Source organism: Corynebacterium sp. HMSC056E09, from assembly GCF_001813425.1.
Lineage (GTDB): Bacteria > Actinomycetota > Actinomycetes > Mycobacteriales > Mycobacteriaceae > Corynebacterium > Corynebacterium hesseae.
This window is the reverse complement of the sequence record NZ_KV812490.1, coordinates 280,582-293,796: the sequence shown is the minus strand read 5'-3', so window position 1 is coordinate 293,796 and position 13,215 is coordinate 280,582. Positions and strand designations below refer to the sequence as shown.

Here is a 13,215-nt window from a genome sequence, read left to right as displayed (position 1 = left end):
CTCGCCTATTCTCCGCGCAGCTCGCGCAGGCGAGCCTGAACAGCATCGTTCTGCACGTTCGGCTGAGCCTGGGTTCCTGCCGAGCCGATTGCCTGCTGGGAGTTGCCCTCCACGGCCTTCGGGTTATTCATCTCCGCGCGAATCTGCTCGAGACGGGAGTGGCCAGCCAGTTGCACGCCAGCCTGCTCAATCTCCTGCATACGGTTAGACACGGAGTTCTCCGCGAGCTCTGCCTGGCCCAGGGCCTTGGAGTAACGGCGCTCAATCTTGTCGCGCACCGCGTCCAGGGACGGGGTGTTGCCGTTGGCAGAAAGCTCATTCATCGAGTTGAGGGACTCGGAAACCTTCTCCTGCATCTTGGCCTGCTCAAGCTGGGACAGCAGCTTCGAGCGCTCGTTGACCTTCTCACGCAGGGCCATGCCATTGCGCTCGACGGCCTTCTTAGCCTGCTCCGCCTGCTGCAGTGCCTGATCATGCAGCTTCTTGGTGTCCTCAACAGACTCCTCGGCAGTTACCAACTGGGCGGCGAAGGCTTCTGCTGCGTTCTCATACTCGGTAGCCTTCTGTGCATCGCCTTCAGCACGAGCCTTGTCCGCCAAGTTCAGAGCGTTGCGGGTGTTCTGCTGCAGCTTTTCGATCTCGCTGAGACGGCGGTTGAGCTGCATCTCCAGCTGACGCTGGTTGCCGATGACCGCCGCAGCCTGCTGCGAGAGCTCCTGGTGCTGGCGCTGAGCTTCCTCGATTGCCTGCTCAATCTGTACCTTCGGATCAGCGTTCTCCTCGATCTTCGAATCGAAGAGAGCCATCAAGTACTTCCAGGCCTTTACGAATGGATTCGCCATAACAGAAGGTGCCTTTCTCAGCAGTTCGTTGTGTCTATAAAAAGTGTTCGAAAAGAATTCTCTGCCTGCCTAATATTAGCGAAGCAAGCAGTGCTACGCCGCGGTTCTACGGTTCCGATGCTGCGGGTGCGGTGGACGCTAGCTCCTCATCCATCGATGGCAGCGCCATGTAGCCAGCGGCCTCGATGAGAACATCGGAAACACTGACATCAAGCGCATGGCACACGGATGCCAGAAGCTCAGAGGAAACCTCCTTGCGGCCGCGCTCCAACTCCGAAAGGTATCCCGGGGACACGCGCGCTACACCGGCGAGCTCACGAAGGGTCACGCCCTTATCCGCACGGAAGGCGCGAAGCGTCAGTCCGAGTGCCTCACGCAGCAGCGGCTCAGGGGTCCGCGTCGACCGCGTGCTGGTCTGGGTGGGCTTATCAAGTAATGCAACTGAAGTGTTCATCACTCCGTACAACGGCCCAGCACTCCTCCTTGTTCCCACAATCAACTATTTTTCTTCAAGAGTTGATAGGAGAAGACTCAATGCTGCCTCAACTGCACCGGCACGAATCGCGTTGCGCCCCTCAGCAGAAAGCTCATAGAGGACGCCGCGCTTGGCGACGCCCCCGTCGCCCCTCCCGCACAGCCCCACATACACGGTTCCCGCAGGTTTACCTTCTTGGAGGTCCGGCCCGGCCACACCAGTCAGCCCTAGCCCCCAATCCGCACGCGTTTCGACAACTGCGGCCTCAGCCATCTGCGCGGCAGTAGCGGCAGACACCACGCCTTGATCGTCAAGCTCTTCCACGGTGGTGTTGAGGAAATGTGCCTTGACCTCTGTCGCATACGTCACCAGACCGCCCCGCAACACCGCCGAGGCTCCCGGCACGCTCGCCACAGTGGCAGCGGCTAAACCTGCAGTAAGGGACTCACAGAACGCCACGGTTTCGCCGCGCTCGCGGAGCTTGGACACTAATTGCTTCTCGATGCTCACTGGTTCTCCCTACGGCCATCAATGAGATACTGGATGCCGGTCAGGACAGTAACGAAGGCGGCAGCCAACATGACGAGGAAGCTCGGAAGGTCCATCCACCCCGGCAGCGGACAGAGATACAACGCCACCGCCAAGGTCTGCAGCGCTGTCTTGAGCTTTCCACCTTGGGAAGCCGGCACCACTTTTCCTTGGCGCAGCAAGAAGAAGCGCCAAATAGTAATCCCGAACTCACGGAAAAGAATGACGACGGTGATCCACACGGGCAGAGCACCAGTGATGTTGAGGCACACGAAGGCCGCAGTCATCAGAGCCTTATCCGCGATGGGATCCGCAATCTTGCCGAAATTTGTAATGAGCCCACGCGAGCGTGCAATATCGCCGTCCAGCTTGTCTGTGAGCATGAGGAGCGCAAAGCATACAAAGGCCCACCACTCATGTCCGGCCAGAACCAACCAGGCGAACAGGGGGATAAAGAGGATGCGCAAACTGGTCAAGATATTGGGAAGATTCCAATTGGAGACCTCGGGATTTACATCCGCGGTTTGAGAGTGGTTGTGCGCAGCCTGAGAATCATTCACGCCCTTCATCCTACCGTGGCCTCCCTACCCCTCGCGCGAGCACTACCATGGAAAATATGAAGTACTTCGCTGTCTCCTATGAATACAATCCATCCAACCCAGTCATCGCAAATGTTCGCCCGAAACACCGCGAGTTCATCGGCGCGCTCCATGAGAAAGGCCAGATCTGCGGATCGGGCCCCTTCACCGATTCCAAGGGTGGGGCTCTCATCGTCCTGCAGTTTGAGGACGAGTCAATTGAGGTGGCCGAGGTAATCGCCCTCATGGACCAAGATCCCTTCTACACCGAAGGCGCTGTTGCGGGCCGTGCCTTCCGCGAGTGGAATCCCGTTATCAATTCCTTTTAAACTCTTCCCCCCATGCTGCCCGGGACTCGGGCAGCACTCGGAGTTAGGGCAGCTCGGATTTCGGCAGGTCCTCTGCCTTGCCCACAAGCTCTCCCTGCTTGTTACGAACGATCTTGTTGCCAAAATCGTCCCAGTCGTAGTGGTTGTGGGAAATCACCACGCCACCCTGAGTTTGGTCGCGCTTGTCTTTCCACACGGACAGCAACACAGTGATTGCGAGCACGCCGACGATGACCAGCAGCGACATCAGCGTGGAAATCTCCGGCACGGCGGAAACATCCTCACCGCCATTAATGAACGGCAAGTTGTTCTCATGCAATGCGTGGAACAACAGCTTGACGCCGATGAACAGCAGAATGATACCCAGGCCATAGGGCAGGTAAACCAGACGGTCCAACAGGCCATCGATGAGGAAGAACATCTGACGCAGCCCCATGAGCGCGAATGCGTTGGTGGTGAATACCAGGAAGGGCTCCGAGGTAATGCCGTAGATGGCGGGGATGGAGTCGAAAGCAAACATGACGTCGATAAGCCCAATTGCTGCCAGCGCCACGAACAGCGGGGTAAGCGCGAACTTCCCCTTCTTCTCCCCGGACTCTTCACGGTGGGTGAGCTTATCGCCGTGGTAGCGCGGGGTTACGTGTACGACCTTGCGCAGCCATTTGACCACCAACATGTCATTGGGGTCAGTCTCCGGGGCGTCGTTGATCTCATCGATGAGCAGCTTCACTGCGGTGTAAATGAGGAAGATTGCGAAGATGTAGAAGACATCGGACCATGCAGCGATAATTGCCGCGCCCAACAAAATGAAAATGAGACGGAATACCAGTGCCAAAACGATTCCGATGAGGAGCACCTTCTGCTGGTATCTGCGGGGGATTTTGAAGGATCCCATGATGAGCGAGAAGACGAATAGATTGTCCACGCTCAGCGCCTGTTCCGTCACCCAACCGGTGTAGAACTGAGCGGCATGTTCGCTGTCCCACAGCACCCATACAACTCCGCCGAAGACAACGGCGATTGCCATATAGAACAGCGTCCACCCACCGGATTCCTTGAGCGTAGGCTCATGGGGCGAGCGAACGTGGCTGTAGAAATCGAAAATAAAAAAGCCCAGAATCACCACCATGGTGATGGCCCAAACCCACAATGGTACGTGCATAATGCGCTATCCCTCCGGTCGACGCGACAACAAAGACCGGAGGTCTCCCCCGCTAGTGATGCTTACGCAGAGCAACGCTAGCCGGCGCGACCGGGAACTGTACCGCAGTTGCCGTGTTGACGATCGACGCCGAGGATTGGGGTACTCCCCTCCAAGACTCGTCCTATCCTACACGGAACTTAGAACGCACCTGTGGAGGGGTTGGCAGAGATTTCGACGGTGCGGGTATCTGCTGACTCCTCGTCAGCACCGTCAGTGCCTTCAGCTTCCTGGACTTCCTTCGGTGCCTCTGCTGGGTCCGCCCCCTTGATCATCCAAATGATGGTGTCGAGCTCTTCCGGTTTGACCAGCACCTCACGGGCCTTGGAGCCTTCCGATGGCCCGACCACACCGCGTGATTCCATGAGGTCCATGAGTCGGCCGGCCTTGGCGAATCCGATACGCAACTTGCGCTGGAGCATCGAGGTGGAACCCAGCTGGGACGTGACCACGAGGTCGACGGCCTCCAAGAGGTCGTCCATGTCCTTGCCGATCTCCTCGTCGATCTCCTTCTTGGCGTCCTTGGCTTTATCCTCCGTGACACCTTCGGTGTAGTTCGGTGCGCCTTGTGCCTTCGCGGCGTCGACAACCGCCTGCACCTCTTCGTCGGAGACGAACGCGCCCTGCATGCGCACTGGGCGCCCGCCCTGCGGGATAAACAGGCCATCGCCCATACCGATGAGCTTTTCGGCACCACCCTGGTCCAAGATGACGCGGGAGTCCGTGAGCGAGGACGTCGCGAACGCCAGGCGGGACGGCACGTTGGTCTTGATAAGGCCGGTGACCACGTCCACGGACGGGCGCTGTGTTGCGAGCACGAGGTGAATACCCGCCGCACGGGCCTTCTGGGTGATGCGGACGATGGAGTCCTCGATCTCCTTCGGCGCCGTCATCATGAGGTCCGCGAGCTCGTCCACGACGCACACGATGTAGGGGTACGGGCGCATCTCTCGCTGGGAGCCGGCCGGGGCCTGGTATTCGCCGCTGCGAACCTTGCGGTTGAAATCCTCGATCTTGCGCACGCGGGCAGCCTGCATGTCCATGTAGCGCTGCTCCATCTCCTCCACCAGCCATTGCAGGGCCGCAGCAGCCTTCTTTGGCTGCGTAATGATCGGGGTGATGAGGTGCGGGATACCCTCGTAGGGCGTGAGCTCGACCATCTTCGGATCCACCAGGATGAGGCGAACGTCCTCCGGGGTCGCGCGGGTCAGCAGCGAGACCAGCATCGAGTTCACGAACGCCGACTTACCTGAACCGGTTGCGCCGGCCACGAGAAGGTGCGGCATCTTCTTCACGGAGAAGGAGGTGAATTGACCCTCGATGTCCTTACCCAAGCCGATGAGCATCGGATCGTTATCAGCACGCAATGCCGGGGAATCCAAAACATCACGCAGGCGCACCATTTCACGGTCCGCATTAGGCACCTCGATACCGACTGCAGACTTGCCCGGAATCGGGGTCAACAGGCGCAGGTTATCCGTCGCCACTGCATAAGCCAGATTGGACTGCAGGTTGGTAATCTTCGAAACCTTGACGCCTGGTCCCAGCTCAATCTCATAGCGCGTCACTGTCGGGCCACGGCTAAACCCGGTGACCTGGGCATCGACCTTAAACTCCTCAAATACTTCAGTGATGGCTTCGATGATGCGGTCGTTGGCCTCCGTGCGAGCCTTCGCAGGCTTGCCGGCCGTAAGCAGGTCAGTCGTCGGCACGTCATAACCGCCTCCCAGTGCGGTATCTTCCGCACCGCTCGGGGCCGCGGGTGCTTGTTGCGCCGCGTCTTGAACATCCTCGTCGACCTTGGCGCCCGTGCGCGCATCGCGGCCGGAACGCTCCTGGAACATACGGACGGCCTCGGAGTGTGCGGCAGAGACAACGTCCTCCCCGGCCGCCCCAGCAGACGCTACGCTTGCCGACGCCCCCGCGGCTGCCGCCCCCAGCGCCGCACCGGCGGCACCGCCAACGTCTACGCGGGGACGCTTCTGCTGTGCAGGCTTGTGCGCAGGTTTCTCAACCGGCTTCTCGACAGGCTTCGGTGCTGCCTTCTGCTTCTGCTCCGGCTCCGGAACAACGGGGATCTCGTCGGTGTCATCGACGCGGCGCTCGGGCACGGCATCAAAGGAGGGGCGGCCGTGTTGGACCGGTTCCTGCTTCGTGGGCTGTGCCGCCGAGTCAAAGGAGACCGTGGCGTTTTCATCCGGCAGAGCCGGGTAGCTCTGCGTGTGCTGCGTGCGCTGGCGCTGACGCGGACGCGGGGTATGGACCGGGCGCGTGGGGCGCTCGCGCCCCTCGGCAATGGCGTCGATGTCATCGCTGACATAGCCGTAGTCGTCTGCGGAGGCGTCGTCAAGCAGCTCATGCTCCGAGCGGTCCTTCCGATCACGGAGACCACCGACGAGGGCAGAGAATTGAGCAGCCACGAAGTCATAAGCTTCGCGCAGGGTGATGCCGGTGATGTTGAGCGCCCCATAGACAATCAACAGGAAGAGCAACGGCACGGCCACGTAGCTAGAGAAGGCTGCTACGAGCAGCTCACCAATAGCAAAACCGATAGCGCCTCCGGCCTCTCCGGCGGCGTTATTATTCCACGTAAGGTCCGGGAGCCCAGCAAAGATATGGATAAGGCTCAGCATGCAGACCACGATCAGGGCCGTGCCGCCAACCACGCGCGGCTTGAAGTGGCCGGCCGGGCCGGAAAGGTCCATCATGAGCGCGATGGCTACGGCGATGAGCGCAACAGGAAGAACATAGGCGCCCGCGCCAATCACATAGCGCACAGCATTGGTGAGGTACTCACCGATAATGCCAGCCACCTGGAACCACGTAGCGCAGGCCAAGACGATGGCCACACCAATCAGCACGAGCGCGACCGCATCCGGGTTGGAGACGCGAATGCTCTTCTCTACCCGGGCGGGGCGCTCCATGATGCTCGTCGGCATCTCGCCGTCAACGTCCTGGGCACGGGTCACCTTGCTTTTCGACGAAGTGCCACCCTCAGCCCTGTTGCTAGTTCTCTTATTCTTCGCGCGTCCAGAAATTTCCCCTGGCTCCCTCACATCGTCGTAATCATCAAAAGCCTCTTCGTCATAGGACGCATCATAAGCGGGATCATAAAGATCCTCGTCCCGATCTCTCGCTTCAGCTGGCTTGAGTCCGGCGAGGCCATGCCCGACTCCCCGCGCCATACTCCCCATGCCCCGGGCCGTAGCGCCAAATACGGTGCCCAGTCCGTGACCAACGGCACGAAAGGCGCTGCCGGTCCTCTCTTCGGAGGTCTCGGCAGCGCGAGTAGCAGACGTCAGCGAGTAGCTTGTGCGGCCCGACGGTCGCGAGCGATTGGCCGTGCGACCTCGGCCGGAGGCGCGAGACGGAGCGTTCTTGACAGACATGATTGCCACTCTAGTAGCAAAAGCCCCATTAACAACATGCGCCACACACGTATGGCGAAGAAAATTAGCGGTTCAGCCTACAGGCTTGACCTTACGATTGCGGATTCATCGCCTTCAATCTCGACATCAGCAGCGTCGCGGCCGAAGGCCCACAAGAGCACCTCGGACACGGTACCTCGTACGCGAACCACAGCGTCGCCTTGTCCAGACACACGATGTCTATCCGCAGCCACGATCGGCGGGAAACCTTGTGGCTCCAGGACAACGGGCAGGCGCGAGTGCGACAGCAGCCGTGTGCCTAGCAGTTTCAACGGCGCCAGTAGCTCTTTGTTGACTGCTCGTGAAAGATCCCTTGGTTCAATGTGGCCATTAGCTCGGCGGAGATCCTCATGGTGGACAAAGTGCTCGGCCGCGTTGAACACGGAGTCTACATAGCGCAGAGGGCTAAACCTAGATGCTCCCCTCCCCCACGCATCCACCAACTCCTCATACGTCATGCCCTCGCGGACCCCATTAGCGACGCTCCGTGCATGAGAGGACAGCGCTGGAATAAAGGAACCGAGCGCTGCATCAGGGCGGTTCTCACGCACCCACAAGTGCGTTGCTAGGTCTCGGGTTGTCCACCCTTCGCACAACGTCGGGGCATCAGGGCCAAGCTCATGGAACAACGCCACCATCTTGGCGCGCTCTGCTGAAGAAAACGACATGCGCCCCAGCATACCCACCGGAGGCGGGAACACTGGGGCGCTTGCGGCCTTAGCTTTAGAGCGATTCGCGGGAAGCGTGAACTTCGTCGTCGTCAGGCAGCAGGATATCCGAGTTCGTCGGAACGATGGTCGGCAGAATCACCGGCTCGCGCTTGTACTTGGAGTCCATGAGCTTCGAGACCTTGCGGCGCAGCTTCTGCACCATGCGGTAGGTATCGTTCTCCCCCTCAGCGGCGAGGTCATTCATGGTGTTCTCCACCATCTCGGCGACCTCAGGCACGATACCGCGGTCATCGTCGGAGAAGCCCGTCGTGGACACCGTCGGGTGCTCAAGCAGGCGCGACGTGCGGTTATCGATGACACAGGTGATGGAAACGACACCGCCGGCACCCAGGTTGGTGCGGTCCGCGAGGGTATCCGCGTCGACATCACCCATCGACACACCATCGACGTAAAGGTTGCCCACCGGGATCTGGCCGACGACCTCAGCACGGCCGTTGCGCAGATCGACGACAACGCCGTTCTGCGCAAGGACCACGCGATCACGGGCCACACCAGTGGAGACTGCCAGCTCCTTGTTTGCACGCAGGTGGCGCCACTCGCCGTGCACCGGCATGGCATTCTTCGGGCGTGCAGCGTTGTAAAGGAAGAGCAGCTCGCCACCATAGCCGTGGCCGGAGGCGTGGACCTTAGCTTCCTTGTTCGTGATGACCTCAGCGCCAATCTGGGACAGCATGTTGATAACGCCGAACACGGCCTCCTCATTACCCGGAATCAGGGAGGAGGAGAAAATGATGAGGTCACCATCGCGGACGGTGATCTGGCGATGCTCACGACGGGCCATGCGGGACAGCGCTGCCATCGGCTCACCCTGGGTACCGGTGGTGATGAGCAGCACCTTGTGCGGAGCCATCTTGGCTGCCTCATCGATTGGGATGATGGTGCCGCGCGGAACCTTCAGGAAGCCCATCTTCTCCGCAATTTCCATGTTGCGCATCATGGAGCGGCCGTTGAACGCAACCTTGCGGCCTGCGGCTACGGCGGCGTCGATAGCCGCCTGCACGCGGTAGACGTTCGAGGCGAAGGAAGCGATGATCACGCGCTGCTTGGCCCCAGAAACTAGGCGCTTAAACGTTGCCGGAATGTCGCCCTCAGAGGCGGACACACCCGGGATGTTGGCGTTGGTGGAATCACACAGCATGAGGTCCACGCCTTCGTCGCCGTAGCGCGACAGGGCCGGCAGATCCGTCGGGCGGTTATCCAGCGGGGTCTGGTCCAGCTTGATATCACCGGTGTGGATGATGTTGCCAGCCGGGGTTCCCAGCATGACGCCGAGGGCATCCGGGACGGAGTGGTTCACTGCCCAGAAGCGGCAACGGAACGGACCGTAATTCACATCGGACTTCTCATTGACCTCAACGAACTTCGGCTTCTGGCGGTGTTCCTTACACTTGGCAGCAATCAGCGCAATGGTGAAGCGCGAAGCCACGATCGGGATATCCGGGCGCAGCTTCAGCAGCCACGGGATAGCACCAATGTGGTCCTCGTGCGCGTGGGTTACGACGAGCGCCTTGACCTTGTGAATCTTCTTCTCAATCGGACCAAAGTCCGGGAGAATCAGGTCCACGCCTGGCTCACCGGAGGACGGGAAAAGCACACCACAGTCGATGATGAGCATCTCATCCTGGTACTCAAAGACGGTCATGTTTCGACCGATCTCGGAAATACCGCCCAAGGCATAGATACGCAGAGAGTCCTTCTGCTGCTTCGGCGGCTCCGGCAGACGCTTGGTCAGATCCGCGCCTTGCATGGACTTAGGTACATTGCGACGGCCGCGGTTGTTGTTGCGATTGCGGTTGTTACGACCACCGTTGTTGTTATTGCCGTTGTTGTGGTTGTTGTTGCCGCCGCGGCCGCGACCACGGCCGCCACGGGAACCACGAGAACGGGAACGACGGTTGCCGTCGTCAGAGCTTCCAGACTCCTTAGAGGATGCACCGGAAGCAGCCGATTCCTTCGGCGCTTGGAAAACCGGCGAAGCCGCCTCATTCGAGGCGGTCTCGGTCTCCGAAGGCGGACCCGCCTTACGGGTCACCTTGCGGGAACGGTTACGGGATTCAGTCATTCTTAAAGGACTCCAGCCTTTTCCAAATCGTGACGGAGAACCTCAATCTCATCCGCGTCAGCCGCGGAAACCGGGAGACGAGGTTCTCCAACTTCAATGCCCTGCAGGCGCAAGGCAGCTTTAACAAGAGTTGCTCCTCCGAGGCGGCCTTGCGCCTCGACGAGCGGGGACAAAGTTTTCGCGTTGATCTCTCGCGCACGTGCGATATCACCTTCGTCGAAGGCCACGTAGAGATCAGCCAGGGCACGCGGGGCAATATGACCAATCACGGAAATAACGCCTGAAGCACCGAGGGCCAGCCACGGCAAGTTCAGCCCGTCATCTCCGGAGTACCATGCCAATCCGGTTTCCTGGATAAGCGGTGCAGCCGCCACAAGATCGCCTTTGGCGTCCTTGACGGCCTTGATGTTCGGCACTTCCGCGAGGCGAAGAAGGGTCTCCGTCTCAATCGGAATGCCCGAGCGGCCAGGGATGTCATACAGACAAATGGGGAGGTCCACGGCGTCAGCGACAGCGCTAAAGTGCGCATACACACCGGCTTGGGAAGGCTTGGAGTAATACGGAGTTACAACCAAGAGGCTGTCTGCTCCCGCATCAGCGAAAGCGCGCGCTGCTGAAATGCTGGTGGCGGTGTTATTGGTTCCCGCTCCCGCACACAATTTAGCGCGACTGCCTACCTCTTCCTTTACAGCTGCAAACAGCTCCAGTTTCTCATCCAACGACGTCGTCGGTGACTCACCCGTGGTCCCAGCCAAAATGAGCGAATCAATACCGTTATCAACCAGATGAGCTGCCAGGCGACGACCAGCGGACACGTCCAAGGCGCCATCCTGGTCAAATGGAGTGACCATAGCTACGCCTACGCGTCCGAAGGTGTCGACGCCTGTCTGTGCTGTCATACCTGTGCTCATAGGCGTCAAGATTACCCGCTTTCGCCCCTATTGGCCGCATCGGGGTCGTGCGCGAGTCTCCTGCAAAGCCTTTAAGCGTACGGGCTCGAAGCCATTTCGGTCCCGTCGGACAAAGTGGTGATGTGGAAGTCGTCGAAAAGCACCGGCGATTGCTCTCTCAACAGCTTCAAGCATGTCACCGCCAATTGGCGCATCTCAGTATCAGCCTGCTCCGTTGCCCGAGCACCGATAAAGTGGCGCCACGCACGGTAGTTGCCGGTCACTACTATGCGGGACTCTGTGAGATTAGGCAAAACCGCACGCGCTGCCTGCCGCGCCTGCTTCTTACGAAGCAATGCGTTTGGTTCCTCTTCCAGTTTGGACTCGAGGGCGTCGAGCAGCTCTTCGTAGACAAACCGCGCTTCGTCGGCCGCCTGTAGCGTTAACCGCTTTAGCTGCTCATCTTCTGCAATGAACTTGGGCAGCACGACCTCTGCTTCGTCGGAGTGTACGAAGCGTTGTGAAAGCTGGGAGAAGGAGAAATGCCGGTGGCGCACCAACTCATGTGTTGCGGAGCGCGACAACCCTCTTATATACAGCGTCGCGGTGGCATGCTCCAGAAGCGCGTCGTGGCCTACCTCCAAGATGTGGTGCAAATAAGCCTGGTTCGACGCGGTACGAGGATTTGGCTTATCGAAGGACTCGTAACACGCACGCCCAGCAAACTCGACTAAAGCCTCGCTTTCCGACGCCCCCTCGTCCGCCTTCCAATCCACCCCTCGTGGTGCATAAAACGCCGTTGCCGCGATGAGTTGGACATCAAGCTCAGAGACCTTTGCCATTACAGCCCCAGGTACTTCTCAAGCCCCACGGTCAAACCTGCGTGGGAGGAAATCTCGCGCACACCAAGCAAAACACCGGGAGTAAAGGAAGAGCGGTCATAGGAATCTTGGCGGATGGTCAGGGATTGCCCTTGGGTACCGAAGATTACCTCTTCATGCGCCACCATTCCCTGCATGCGAACTGCATGGACGTGGACGCCATCAACGTCTGCACCTCGCGCACCGTCAAGGGACTGCTCGGTCTTGTCCGGCATTGCATCCAGGCCAGCTTCCTTACGAGCCTTCGCAATTCCCTGCGCAGTATGAACCGCCGTGCCGGACGGCGCGTCAAGCTTATTCGGGTGGTGGTATTCAACAACCTCGGCGCTATCGAAGAACTTCGCCGCTTGGGCAGCAAACACCATGGTCAATACAGCTGAGACAGCAAAGTTCGGAGCGATGAGAACGTTGCCAGCGCCCTCCTTCTTAGTCCACTCCTCTCCCTTGGCTAGCCGCTCCTCGTCGAAGCCCGTGGTGCCGACAACAGCATGGATTCCATTGGCGATACAAAACTCAAGATTATCCATAACCGAAGCGGGCTGAGTGAAGTCGACGGCAACCTCGGCGCCTGCTTCAACTAGCTTCTCCAGCGGGGTTTCGCGATCAATTTCAGCGACAAGCTCCAGATCTTCTGCAGCGTTGACGCCCTCCACGATTGCCTGCCCCACGCGGCCCTTAGCGCCAAGGACACCCACCTTGATAGTCATTCACAATCCCTTCATACGTGTTCATACGGTTAGCTGTGCCCAGTCTATCCCCGCCGCCGGCAGGGTTTGGGACAGGGCAGAGAGGGCCGCCATAAACCTCGATCAATTGCGTAGTTCACTGGCGTTTAGGCGGTTTTACAACCTGTCACATTTGTATCGCACACCCAATCTATTTTGACGCGGATACCCCCGTTTATAGTAACGACTTGATGTGAATTCACTACTAGCTATAGCCATGTGCGGTGAGGGTCGGTAGAATCATTGTTAGAACATTTCTTCTAACTCATGTTTCTCGGGGGAGACATTCATGACCACCGCCACGCACCCTTCAACCTCCTCTTCTTTCTTCTTCTCAACAACGAATCCGAATAATCCACACGCTATAGCCCGCGCGGCAGCCCGCCGCGCTATCTACAACACCTGGGTTGCTGCTATGCCCAGCCTGCAGGCTGATATCAACACCACCGCTTTAAGCTTGGTGGCGGCCTGGTCACTTCCGGAAGGTCACATCAAAGCAGGTCTGCGTGCCATCCACCGGCTTGATAGCCTGCCGAAAGTCAAAG

The 13,215-nt window shown here is 59.2% G+C and carries 12 protein-coding genes and 1 pseudogene; 2 read left to right on the top strand and 11 right to left on the bottom strand.

The window, feature by feature from the left end; all coding sequences use genetic code 11:
* Positions 1-5 precede the first annotated feature (5 nt).
* From HMPREF2912_RS04305 to pgsA, 4 genes are all read right to left on the bottom strand, one after another.
* Entirely contained in the window at positions 6-842 is an 837-nt protein-coding gene (locus HMPREF2912_RS04305) for a PspA/IM30 family protein (protein ID WP_070531429.1), read from the bottom strand.
* A gap of 106 nt (positions 843-948) precedes the next feature.
* A complete protein-coding gene (locus HMPREF2912_RS04300; protein ID WP_070563143.1) occupies positions 949-1,296 on the bottom strand; it encodes a helix-turn-helix domain-containing protein in 348 nt (115 codons plus the stop codon).
* A gap of 45 nt (positions 1,297-1,341) precedes the next feature.
* The gene (locus tag HMPREF2912_RS04295; RefSeq protein ID WP_070563138.1) at positions 1,342-1,827 is read right to left on the bottom strand and encodes a nicotinamide-nucleotide amidohydrolase family protein; all 486 of its coding nucleotides are present in this window, start codon (positions 1,825-1,827) and stop codon (positions 1,342-1,344) included.
* The gene (pgsA, locus tag HMPREF2912_RS04290) at positions 1,824-2,414 is read right to left on the bottom strand and encodes a CDP-diacylglycerol--glycerol-3-phosphate 3-phosphatidyltransferase (RefSeq protein ID WP_198530979.1); all 591 of its coding nucleotides are present in this window, start codon (positions 2,412-2,414) and stop codon (positions 1,824-1,826) included. The genes HMPREF2912_RS04295 and pgsA overlap by 4 nt, the downstream gene beginning before the upstream one ends.
* A gap of 47 nt (positions 2,415-2,461) precedes the next feature.
* Between pgsA and HMPREF2912_RS04285 the strand changes: the two genes are divergently transcribed.
* Positions 2,462-2,752, top strand: a complete 291-nt coding sequence (locus HMPREF2912_RS04285) for a YciI family protein (RefSeq protein WP_070683382.1) — start codon at positions 2,462-2,464, stop codon at positions 2,750-2,752.
* Between the two features lie 43 nt (positions 2,753-2,795).
* On the opposite strand, the gene HMPREF2912_RS04280 is transcribed toward HMPREF2912_RS04285, so the two are convergent.
* From HMPREF2912_RS04280 to dapB, 7 genes are all read right to left on the bottom strand, one after another.
* On the bottom strand, positions 2,796-3,914 hold the full coding sequence (locus tag HMPREF2912_RS04280; RefSeq protein ID WP_070524509.1) for a TerC family protein: 1,119 nt from the start codon (positions 3,912-3,914) through the stop codon (positions 2,796-2,798).
* A 179-nt stretch (positions 3,915-4,093) separates the two neighbouring features.
* Positions 4,094-7,342: a DNA translocase FtsK gene (locus HMPREF2912_RS04275; RefSeq protein WP_070683380.1), complete on the bottom strand. Its 3,249-nt coding sequence runs from the start codon at positions 7,340-7,342 to the stop codon at positions 4,094-4,096.
* A gap of 77 nt (positions 7,343-7,419) precedes the next feature.
* Positions 7,420-8,061 carry a TIGR03085 family metal-binding protein gene (locus HMPREF2912_RS04270; RefSeq protein WP_070524511.1) on the bottom strand — a complete coding sequence of 214 codons (642 nt, stop codon included), beginning with the start codon at positions 8,059-8,061 and terminating at the stop codon, positions 7,420-7,422.
* A 43-nt stretch (positions 8,062-8,104) separates the two neighbouring features.
* Positions 8,105-10,174, bottom strand: a complete 2,070-nt coding sequence (locus HMPREF2912_RS04265) for a ribonuclease J (protein WP_070683378.1) — start codon at positions 10,172-10,174, stop codon at positions 8,105-8,107.
* Positions 10,175-10,176: 2 nt separating this feature from the next.
* Positions 10,177-11,085 (bottom strand): 4-hydroxy-tetrahydrodipicolinate synthase, encoded by a 909-nt coding sequence (gene dapA / locus HMPREF2912_RS04260; RefSeq protein WP_070524512.1) that lies wholly within the window; start codon positions 11,083-11,085, stop codon positions 10,177-10,179.
* Between the two features lie 71 nt (positions 11,086-11,156).
* Positions 11,157-11,906 carry an FAD-dependent thymidylate synthase gene (gene thyX / locus HMPREF2912_RS04255; RefSeq protein WP_070524513.1) on the bottom strand — a complete coding sequence of 250 codons (750 nt, stop codon included), beginning with the start codon at positions 11,904-11,906 and terminating at the stop codon, positions 11,157-11,159.
* Positions 11,906-12,652 (bottom strand): 4-hydroxy-tetrahydrodipicolinate reductase, encoded by a 747-nt coding sequence (gene dapB / locus HMPREF2912_RS04250; RefSeq protein WP_070683376.1) that lies wholly within the window; start codon positions 12,650-12,652, stop codon positions 11,906-11,908. Before dapB ends, thyX begins: the two co-directional genes overlap by 1 nt.
* Before the next feature lie 307 nt (positions 12,653-12,959).
* Between dapB and HMPREF2912_RS12850 the strand changes: the two are divergent.
* Positions 12,960-13,215: pseudogene (locus HMPREF2912_RS12850) on the top strand (HNH endonuclease); the annotation flags it as partial.

Coding starts and splice junctions, on each gene's coding strand:
- HMPREF2912_RS04305 (WP_070531429.1), bottom strand. CDS start 842: ATGGCGAATCCATTCGTAAAGGCCTGGAAGTACTTGATGGCTCTCTTC.
- HMPREF2912_RS04300 (WP_070563143.1), bottom strand. CDS start 1,296: ATGAACACTTCAGTTGCATTACTTGATAAGCCCACCCAGACCAGCACG.
- pgsA (WP_198530979.1), bottom strand. CDS start 2,414: ATGAAGGGCGTGAATGATTCTCAGGCTGCGCACAACCACTCTCAAACC.
- HMPREF2912_RS04285 (WP_070683382.1), top strand. CDS start 2,462: ATGAAGTACTTCGCTGTCTCCTATGAATACAATCCATCCAACCCAGTC.
- HMPREF2912_RS04280 (WP_070524509.1), bottom strand. CDS start 3,914: ATGCACGTACCATTGTGGGTTTGGGCCATCACCATGGTGGTGATTCTG.
- HMPREF2912_RS04275 (WP_070683380.1), bottom strand. CDS start 7,342: ATGTCTGTCAAGAACGCTCCGTCTCGCGCCTCCGGCCGAGGTCGCACG.
- HMPREF2912_RS04270 (WP_070524511.1), bottom strand. CDS start 8,061: ATGCTGGGGCGCATGTCGTTTTCTTCAGCAGAGCGCGCCAAGATGGTG.
- HMPREF2912_RS04265 (WP_070683378.1), bottom strand. CDS start 10,174: ATGACTGAATCCCGTAACCGTTCCCGCAAGGTGACCCGTAAGGCGGGT.
- dapA (WP_070524512.1), bottom strand. CDS start 11,085: ATGAGCACAGGTATGACAGCACAGACAGGCGTCGACACCTTCGGACGC.
- thyX (WP_070524513.1), bottom strand. CDS start 11,906: ATGGCAAAGGTCTCTGAGCTTGATGTCCAACTCATCGCGGCAACGGCG.
- dapB (WP_070683376.1), bottom strand. CDS start 12,652: ATGACTATCAAGGTGGGTGTCCTTGGCGCTAAGGGCCGCGTGGGGCAG.